The 564-nt window shown below is 53.0% G+C and carries 1 protein-coding gene; it reads left to right on the top strand.

Features of this window, described 5'->3' with window-relative positions; all coding sequences use genetic code 11:
• Positions 1-276: transposase (locus tag ACP7EY_RS24035; RefSeq protein WP_426197765.1), on the top strand; the 276-nt coding region annotated here is incomplete at its 5' end.
• Positions 277-564: the final 288 nt, after the last annotated feature.

Genomic DNA, 564 nt, shown 5'->3' with positions numbered 1-564 from the left:
TTGGTGCCAAAACAGCATTCAAGCGGAGGCAAGCCGACATTGCTCGGAATTAGCAAGCGGGGAGACTGTTATCTTCGGACGTTGTTAATCCACGGCGCCAGAGCAGTGATCTACGCCCTCAACCGCAAACCGCCCGCTGCGGGATGGCTGACCAATTTACTTGCACGACGAGATAAGAACCTTGTAGCTGTAGCTCTTGCGAATAAAAACGCACGAATTATTTGGGCGCTTCTGGCCCACGACCGCGAGTTCCGATCCGATTACGCTCCGGCGTAATCAGACCGGTTAGTGAAGAAGTAAAAGTAGTTTTGTAATCTCGACCGCCGATTGCTCAGGCAAACACGAAGTGATGGCAAGGCAGGTAAGACCGTAGTCGGCAAAGCCCGTTTTGGCCGAAGCATGAAAAATGCGCGCTTTCGATTGAGGCGCCGACTAGCAAATCCCATCAGGGACCGCAGCAGTTCCAGCTGCAAGAAAGTCCGGATGTACGGGTGCAATCTTACCTCCAGCTCATCAATGAATGTATGCTTGGCAAACCGGGGGCGTCCATGTACGGCCAAAAGC

Source organism: Massilia sp. DWR3-1-1 (genome assembly GCF_049898325.1).
GTDB lineage: Bacteria > Pseudomonadota > Gammaproteobacteria > Burkholderiales > Burkholderiaceae_D > JAFCUW01.
The sequence above is the reverse complement of the archived record's forward strand: the minus strand, read 5'-3'. Positions and strand labels throughout refer to the sequence as shown.